This window comes from Pseudomonadota bacterium (assembly GCA_030860485.1).
Taxonomy (GTDB): Bacteria; Pseudomonadota; Gammaproteobacteria; order JACCXJ01; family JACCXJ01; genus JACCXJ01.
Genome location: JALZID010000090.1, coordinates 1 through 6,105, shown reverse-complemented (window position 1 = coordinate 6,105; position 6,105 = coordinate 1). Strand labels below are relative to the sequence as shown.

The following is a 6,105-nucleotide window of genomic DNA, read 5'->3' as shown; positions in this document are numbered from 1 at the left end:
CGAGGCTGTCGATCGAGTTGAAACGGCTGAACGGACGCAGCTCGAAAAGTGGGAGTCCTCACATGGGACCCCGAGGGAAAAACAAGAAGGGATAATCTGTAAAGTTATTCAAGGGACACTACACTAGTCAATACCGGCTAGTCAATACCGGCCGAATGATACGGTCCGAAGGATACGATCTGAATGATACGGCCCGAATGATATGGTGAATTCTATGGCCCGAATCATATCGGTAATCATATCGGTGTTCTCGACACCATCATATTTTTCCAGCGCAGGCCCAGGGCCCACAGCGCGGCCCCATACAGCAGGGTACCGCCACCTATCAGGCCCGCGAGCCGCAAGGCCCTGTCTGTGATCCCCCAGGCGAGCCACTGCCCGAGGGGCGGGCAGGTCATGACCAGAAACGCGGCCATGATCGCGGTGGCGACGAACACCTGGGTCAGGAACGCTCCCCAGCCCGCCACCGGGGCATAGGCCCCTTGCCGGCGCAATCCGCGGTACAGGAGCGCGGCGTTCACATAAGCCGCGAGCGACGTGGCGAGCGCCAGGCCGGCGTGAGCTAACGGCACGATGAGGGCTATATTCAGGGCCAGGTGCAGCAGCATCGCCACGACGCCGGCTCGCACCGGAGTCTTGGTGTCGTGCCGGGCATAATACCCCGGGGCCAGGATCTTAATGAGAATGAAGGCCAAAAGCCCGAGCGCGTAGGCCGTGAGGCTCTTCTCTGCCATCGCCACGTCGTGCGCCCCGAACTCCCCGTACTGGAACAGGGTGCACAGCATGGGTCCGGCCAGGACCGCGAGCCCGACCGCGGCCGGTGCGCCGATCGCCAACACGCAGCGCAGGGCCCAGTCCAGGGTGCGCGAAAAGGTCTCGCGCGAGCCGGTGCTGTGGTGGTCAGAGAGCTGCGGCAGGATCACGGTCGCGAACGCGATGCCGAAGACCCCGAGCGGGAACTCCACCAGCCGGTCCGAGTAATATAGCCACGAGACGCTCCCGGTGGCCAGGAAGGAGGCCATGAGAGTGTCGATCAAGAGGTTGATCTGGACCACCGAGACCCCGAATATCGATGGCCCCATGAGTGCCAGCATGCGCCGGACGCCGGGGTCATCGGTGCGGATCCGGGGGACCGGGAAAAACCCCAGCCGAAAGACGAACGGTAATTGAAACAGGAGCTGCGCGATGCCGCCGGCGAGCACCCCCCAGGCCAGGGCCATCACCGGCTCCTGGAAATACCCGGTCATCCACAGCGCCGCCACGATCAGGCTCAGGTTCAAGAACGTCGGTGTGAAGGCCGGTACGGCGAAGCGCCCGTGGCACTGCAGGATCGCGGCAGCGAAGGCGGCGAGCGAGATGAACAAGATATAAGGGAACGTCACGCGGAGCAGCGACACCGTCAGCTCGTACTTGCTCTCGGTCGCCAGAAACCCGGGCGCGAACACGAATATGATCAAAGGTGCCGCGACGATTCCGCACAGCGTGATCACACCCACGACGCCGGCCAGCGCCCCGGCGGCGCGGTCGATGAAACATTCGGTCTCGGTCCGGCTCTTGCGGTTCTTGTAGTCGGACAGGACCGGCACGAAGGCCTGGGAGAAGGCCCCTTCGGCGAAGAAGCGGCGCAGGAGGTTGGGGATGCGGAAGGCGACGAAAAAGGCATCGGCGCTCAAGCCCGCGCCGAGCATGTGCGCCATGACCATGTCACGTAGAAAGCCGAGCACGCGCGAAACGAGCGTCATGCCCCCGACCGTGGCCGTGGATCGAAACAGTCGAGTGCTCAGCGGGCTACCTCATGCGGTGGCGGTCCCCGCGGGCGCGGGACCACCGCCCAAGATACCATACAGAAATGTCCTTTAAATATCCGGGCCTTCCGGCCCACTTCGGGCCCCGGCAGCCGGGTCTACACTCGCGACCCCAATCGCGCCCCAATCGCGATGTAGCGTTGACAATCCCTGCCGGAGCCCGCATAGTTGTATCCTCATTTCGTCGGAAACCGTAGAGGATTCATCGCTTGGCCAATTCGCCATCTGCCGGCAAACGGGCACGCCAGGCCGAGAAACGCCGTGCCCATAACCAGGGCCGGCGCTCGGCCTTGCGCACGGCCATCAAGAAGGTGGTGCGGGCGGTGGAATCGAAAGACCAGGACGCCGCCGCCACCGCCTATCGGTCCGCCGTGCCGCTCATCGATCGCATGGCAACCAAAGGCATCATCCACAAGAACAAGGCGGCACGCCACAAACGGCGCCTGCACATGGCCATATCGGCGCTGGGCGCGACGGGCGGCTAGCAAGAGTAGCCCGGCCAAAAGGGCCGGCCAAAAGTGGGTCGGATGGAGCGAAGCGAGATCCGGGGACGCCGTTTCCGGAGTGCATTGTTCCCTCCGGGCTACGGTAGCCAACTCACAATAGCACCAGGTTATCCCGGTGGATCAGCTCGGGCTCATCCACGTAACCCAGGATCTGTTCGATCCGATCGCTCGGCTGGCCCATGATGTCGCGCGCCTCGGGGGCGGCGTAGTTGATCAAACCCCGTGCGATCTCGCGCCCTTCCTGATCCACGCAGCTGACCAGATCGCCGCGCGCGAACCCGCCTTCCACCAACTGGACGCCGACCGCCAGTAGGCTGCGTCCGGATTGCGTCAGCACCCGCACGGCACCTTCATCGAGGGCCAGGCGGCCTCTGGGCTTGAGCCCGCCGGCCAGCCATCGCTTGCGTGCGGCCAGCGGCCCCTGACCGGGGACCAAGAGGGTACCGAGGGCCTCGCCCCTGGCCAGGCGGGTCAGGACCTCGGGTTCCGCGCCAGAGGCGATGACCGTCGCCGTGCCCGATCGGGCCGCGAGCGCGGCCGCGCGCAGCTTGGTCTGCATGCCGCCGCGTCCGAGGGCCGTGCCGGGGCCGGCCATGGCTGCGAGCGCCGGATCGCCGGCGCGCGCCTCGGGGATGAAACGAGCGTGCGGATCGAGTCGCGGGTCGCGCTCGTAGAGGCCGGCCTGATCGTTCAGGATCACCAGTAACCGGGCCTCAACCAGGTTGGCGCAGAGCCCCGCCAGGGTGTCGTTGTCCCCGAAACGGAGCTCCTCGGTGGCGACCGTGTCGTTCTCGTTGACGATCGGCACGACCCGGAGCTTCAGAAGGGTCTGCAGGGTGCTCCGGGCGTTGAGATAGCGCTGGCGGTGGGCGGCGTCGTCATGGGTGAGCAGGATCTGGGCGGTGTGCAGCCCGTGGCGCTGGAAGCACGCCTCGTAGGTCTGGATGAGCCCCATCTGGCCGACGGCGGCCGCGGCCTGCAACTGGTGCAGGGCGTGCGGGCGTGCCGGCCACCCAAGGCGCACCACCCCCTCGGCGACGGCCCCCGAGGTCACGACGACGATCTCCCGCCCTTCCCGGCACAGCGCCGCGATCTGGGTGACCCACACCTCCAGGGAATCAGCCCTGAGGCCCTGGCCCTGGTTGGTGACGAGCGAGCTGCCGATCTTGACGACCCAGCGCCGTGCCTCGGCGAGCGTCTTACGGCACAGCGACATGGGCATCTTCTAGGTCCGTCCCGGGCCCCGTCCTGCGAAGCTCTTCCAGGCGCCCGGCGAGCCGGTACACCAGATCACGGCACCCGGCACCGGTCTTGGCCGAGATTGGCGCGCAGGGTCGCGTCCAGCCGAGCTCATCGAGGATCGCCCGGCAATGGCGCTCGCGCTCGGCCTCGGGCAGGAGATCGGTCTTGTTCAGCACCAGCCAGCGTTCGCTTGTGTGGAGCCCTGGGCGGTATTGTTTCAGTTCCTCTTCGATGGTGCGGATCGCCTCTGCGGCCTCGCCGATCTCGCAGGCCGCGTCCGCCACCTGGAGCAGGAGGCGGGTGCGCTCGAGGTGCTTCAAGAACTGGATCCCGAGCCCCGCGCCCAATGCGGCGCCGGCCACGAGGCCGGGCACATCGGCCACCACGAAGCTATGGTCGACGTCCACCGACACCACGCCGAGGTGCGGGTGCAGGGTCGTGAAGGGGTAGTCGGCCACCTTCGGGTGCGCCGCCGAGATGGCCCGGATGAGGCTGGACTTCCCCGCGTTCGGCAGGCCGACCAAGCCGACATCGGCGAGCACGGACAGCTCCAGGCGCAGTCGCCGCGATTCCCCCGGCTGGCCTTTCGTGGTCTTGCGCGGTGCACGGTCGGTGCTGGTTTTGAAGCGCGTATTGCCCCGGCCGTGCAGGCCGCCATGGGCCACTAGCAAGCGCTGCTTCGGCATCACCAGGTCCCCGATCAGCTCGTCCGTATCGGCATCATAGGCGCGTGTGCCGGCCGGGATGGGGATCATGAGATCACCCCCGGCGCGGCCCGAGCACTGTGCCCCCATCCCTGATTGTCCCGATTCGGCCTTGAAGCGTCGCTGATAACGGAAGTGGACGAGGGTGTCGAGACCCCCTTCGGCGATGAGATAGACGCTGCCGCCATCGCCGCCGTCCCCGCCATCGGGTCCGCCCCGCGGGACGTACTTCTCACGGCGGAAACTCAGGCAGCCATGGCCGCCGGCGCCGGCCTCCACCTCGATGACCGCGCTATCGACGAATTTCACGGCGAGCCCCCGCGATCATTTCCCATGCGTTGGCATCGGGCCCATCAACAAAAGGCCCCGTCGCGACGGGGCCTCTGCGTGCCGGCAGTAAGATATAGGTTAGCGCCGGTCGTTTCCGACTAGCTAGCCCGATCTTGTTTGGCCCGGTACCACGCTGACGAAGGTGCGGTTGTGGGGACCCTTGGTCTCGAATACCACGCGCCCCTCCGCCTTGGCGAAGAGCGTATGGTCTTTCCCGCAGCCGACGTTGGTGCCTGCGTGCCAGCGGGTGCCCCGCTGTCTGACCAGGATATTCCCCGCGACCACGATCTGTCCGCCGTAACGCTTTATGCCGAGGCGCTTCGAGTGTGAGTCCCGGCCGTTTCGGGTGCTGCCGCCTGCCTTCTTGTGTGCCATCTGCGCGTCACCTCATCCTCAACCCGGCGGACCGGCCAGTTGGATGGATCGGATCGTGACCTCCGTAAAGTCCTGCCGGTGACCCATCTGCTTTCGATAATGCTTGCGGCGCCTAAACTTGACGATCCGCAGCTTGGGGCCTCTGCCATGTGCCGTGATCTCGGCCTCTACCTTCACGCCCTCCAGGATCGGGCGACCGACCTCGACGCGATCACCGTCCACGACCATGAGGACCTCGGTGAGATCGACCGAGGCACCCACGTCGCCGGGGAGTTTTTCGACCCGCAGGGTCGATTCCGCCGCGACCTTGTATTGTTTACCGCCGCTCTTGATGACCGCGTACATGACTAATTTGAATACTAAACATGGCCCCTCACGCCAATGCATACCACGCCCGGTGACTAACCGCCCTACCCCCTCCTAACCTCCCCCTTCGTAAGGGGAGACGTGAATCTATTTCCCTCCCCCTGACGAAGGGGGAGATTTAGGAGGGGGTAGTCCGGTTTTCCGGGCGAAGATTGTACGGAGATCGGGTGCCCCGCACAAGGCGCTCGCCCCGCCCGCTTGTGTCGGGGGGACGTAGGGGCGCCCCTTGTGGGCGCCCTCCCGGACTTGGCACAATGCGAAACGCATGCTCACCGAGTGCCTCCCCACGAAGATGGACGCGCTGCGCGCGCTCATCGCCGATGACCTCGCCGATGTCGACCGGTTCATCAAGCTGCGCCTGTATTCCGAGGTCGCGCTCATCAACCAGTTGAGCCACTACATCGTCGCCAACGGTGGTAAGCGCCTGCGGCCGGTGCTGGCGCTCTTGTCCGCCCACGCCCATGGCTATGGCGGCCGCCTCCATATCCACCTCGCCGCGATAGTCGAGCTGATCCATACCGCGACCCTGCTACACGACGATGTGGTCGATGCTTCAGATCTCAGGCGCGGGCGCAAGACCGCCAACCTGGTCTTCGGGAACGAGGCGAGTGTGCTGGTCGGCGATTTCCTGTACTCGCGCGCCTTCCAGATGATGGTCGATGTGCGTGACATGCGGGTCATGGAGATCCTCTCGGACGCGACCAATACCATCGCCGAGGGGGAGGTCATGCAGCTCGTGAACTGCCATGACCCCGATACCAGCGAGGAACGCTACCT

The 6,105-nt window shown here is 65.4% G+C and carries 7 protein-coding genes; 2 read left to right on the top strand and 5 right to left on the bottom strand.

What is annotated here, in order from left to right; all coding sequences use genetic code 11:
- Positions 1 to 236: 236 nt before the first annotated feature.
- Entirely contained in the window at positions 237 to 1,742 is a 1,506-nt protein-coding gene (gene murJ, locus M3461_05205; protein ID MDQ3773788.1) for a murein biosynthesis integral membrane protein MurJ, read from the bottom strand.
- Between the two features lie 272 nt (positions 1,743 to 2,014).
- Here murJ and rpsT point away from each other — a divergent pair, with 272 nt between their 5' ends.
- Entirely contained in the window at positions 2,015 to 2,290 is a 276-nt protein-coding gene (rpsT, locus tag M3461_05200; GenBank protein MDQ3773787.1) for a 30S ribosomal protein S20, read from the top strand.
- A 112-nt stretch (positions 2,291 to 2,402) separates the two neighbouring features.
- Here the strand turns inward: rpsT and proB are convergent, their stop codons facing one another.
- The 4 genes from proB to rplU form a co-directional block, all read right to left on the bottom strand.
- Positions 2,403 to 3,527 carry a glutamate 5-kinase gene (gene proB, locus M3461_05195; GenBank protein MDQ3773786.1) on the bottom strand — a complete coding sequence of 375 codons (1,125 nt, stop codon included), beginning with the start codon at positions 3,525 to 3,527 and terminating at the stop codon, positions 2,403 to 2,405.
- The gene (gene obgE, locus M3461_05190) at positions 3,511 to 4,566 is read right to left on the bottom strand and encodes a GTPase ObgE (GenBank protein ID MDQ3773785.1); all 1,056 of its coding nucleotides are present in this window, start codon (positions 4,564 to 4,566) and stop codon (positions 3,511 to 3,513) included. Before obgE ends, proB begins: the two co-directional genes overlap by 17 nt.
- Positions 4,567 to 4,689: 123 nt before the next feature.
- On the bottom strand, positions 4,690 to 4,962 hold the full coding sequence (gene rpmA / locus M3461_05185) for a 50S ribosomal protein L27 (protein ID MDQ3773784.1): 273 nt from the start codon (positions 4,960 to 4,962) through the stop codon (positions 4,690 to 4,692).
- Between the two features lie 18 nt (positions 4,963 to 4,980).
- Positions 4,981 to 5,307 carry a 50S ribosomal protein L21 gene (gene rplU / locus M3461_05180; protein MDQ3773783.1) on the bottom strand — a complete coding sequence of 109 codons (327 nt, stop codon included), beginning with the start codon at positions 5,305 to 5,307 and terminating at the stop codon, positions 4,981 to 4,983.
- Positions 5,308 to 5,620: 313 nt separating this feature from the next.
- On the opposite strand from rplU, the gene M3461_05175 reads away from it, so the two are divergent.
- Positions 5,621 to 6,105: polyprenyl synthetase family protein (locus tag M3461_05175; protein MDQ3773782.1), on the top strand; the 485-nt coding region annotated here is incomplete at its 3' end.

Bases quoted from the DNA above. Each gene is read 5' to 3' on its own strand.
- rpmA (MDQ3773784.1), bottom strand. From the start codon at position 4,962: ATGGCACACAAGAAGGCAGGCGGCAGCACCCGAAACGGCCGGGACTCA.
- rplU (MDQ3773783.1), bottom strand. From the start codon at position 5,307: ATGTACGCGGTCATCAAGAGCGGCGGTAAACAATACAAGGTCGCGGCG.
- proB (MDQ3773786.1), bottom strand. From the start codon at position 3,527: ATGTCGCTGTGCCGTAAGACGCTCGCCGAGGCACGGCGCTGGGTCGTC.
- murJ (MDQ3773788.1), bottom strand. From the start codon at position 1,742: ATGACGCTCGTTTCGCGCGTGCTCGGCTTTCTACGTGACATGGTCATG.